Raw genomic sequence first — 1506 nt, forward strand, 5'->3', positions numbered from 1 at the left:
ACGTGGTCGAGCTCGAGGGCAGCTACGTCGCCTGGTCCGAGCGCACCCTCGTCTCCGCCTGAGCGGACCCACCGCACACCCCGGGGGCCGGACCACCCGTCCGGCCCCCGGCCCCGCGGCGACCCGCCGCCACTCCGACTCCCCACACGAAAGGGCTGACACCACCCATGCTCTCCAGCCTCACCCACGCCCCGACCATCGCCCCGGCCGACCTGCGCGATGCGATGGACTCGGACACCCCGCCCACCGTCATCGACGTGCGATCCGGCGCCGAGTACTCCTCGGTCCACATCCGCGGCTCCTATAACGTGCCGCTGCCCCTGCTCGCCGAGCACGGGGACGAGTTCGCCTCCCGCCTTCCCGGGCAGGTCGTGCTGATCTGCCAGTCGGGCAACCGCGCCCGCCAGGCCAACCAGCGTCTGGAGTCCGTGGGCGTGGACCCCGACTCGGTCACCGTCCTGGACGGCGGAATCGCCGGCTACGAGGCCGCCGGCGGTGAGGTCGTCCGCGGCAAGGGCGCCTGGGCGATGGACCGGCAGGTCCGGATGGTCGCCGGTTCGCTCGTCCTGGTCGGCGTCACCGCCTCCAAGATCGTCTCCCCGAAGTTCGCCTACCTCGCCGGCGCCATCGGGGCCGGGCTGACCTATTCCGCGGCGAGCAACTCCTGCGCCATGGCCGCGGGCCTGGCCAAGATGCCGTGGAACCGCTCGGCCGACGAGCCCGGCCTGGGCACCGTCCTGGACTCGCTGCCCACCCGCTCCTGACCCACCCCACCCACACCGGCGCCCCCGCCGGAGAAAGGCACCTGCCATGGAGATCACCGTGATCATCGTCGTGGCGCTGGCCGTCCTGGTCGGCCTGTCACTGGGCCTGCTCGGCGGGGGCGGGTCCATCCTGGTCGTGCCGCTGCTGACCTACATCGGCGGACTCGACCCCAAGCAGGCCATCGCCACCTCCCTGTTCGTCGTCGGTGCGACCTCGCTGGTGAGCCTGTTCGGCCACGCCCGCAAAGGCAACGTCCAGTGGCGCACCGGCCTGATCTTCGGCGCCGCAGGCATGGTCGGCGCATTCGGCGGCGGAATGGCCGGCGGCTACATCCCCGGCACCGTCCTGATGGTCGCCTTCGCGATCATGATGATCGCCACCGCCGGGGCGATGATCCGCGGCCGCAAGGACCGCGACGGGCAGAGCAACGACCACCACCACCCACTGTGGCGGATCCTGCTCGACGGCCTCGTCGTGGGCGCCGCGACCGGACTGGTCGGCGCCGGCGGCGGCTTCCTCGTCGTCCCGGCCCTCGTGCTCCTGGCGGGCCTACCGATGACCGCCGCGGTGGGCACCTCCCTGCTGGTCATCGCCATGAAATCCTTCGCCGGACTCGGCGGCTACCTCACCTCGGTCAGCCTGGACTGGCCACTGGTCGCCGCCGTCACCGCCGCCGCGATCGCCGGCTCCTTCGTCGGCATCCGCCTCACCTCCGTCGTCCCGGAGAAGGCCCTGAGAAAG

Annotated in this window: 2 protein-coding genes; both read left to right on the forward strand. The window is 72.0% G+C overall.

What is annotated here, in order from left to right; all coding sequences use genetic code 11:
- Positions 1-167 precede the first annotated feature (167 nt).
- Positions 168-764 carry a rhodanese-like domain-containing protein gene (locus tag G6017_RS16325; protein WP_182618294.1) on the forward strand — a complete coding sequence of 199 codons (597 nt, stop codon included), beginning with the start codon at positions 168-170 and terminating at the stop codon, positions 762-764.
- A 46-nt stretch (positions 765-810) separates the two neighbouring features.
- Positions 811-1506 (forward strand): sulfite exporter TauE/SafE family protein (locus G6017_RS16330; RefSeq protein WP_182618322.1); only part of this gene is annotated, 696 nt, incomplete at its 3' end.

The sequence above is a fragment of the Dietzia sp. B44 genome, assembly GCF_014145245.1.
In the GTDB taxonomy this organism is placed as follows: Bacteria; Actinomycetota; Actinomycetes; order Mycobacteriales; family Mycobacteriaceae; genus Dietzia; species Dietzia natronolimnaea.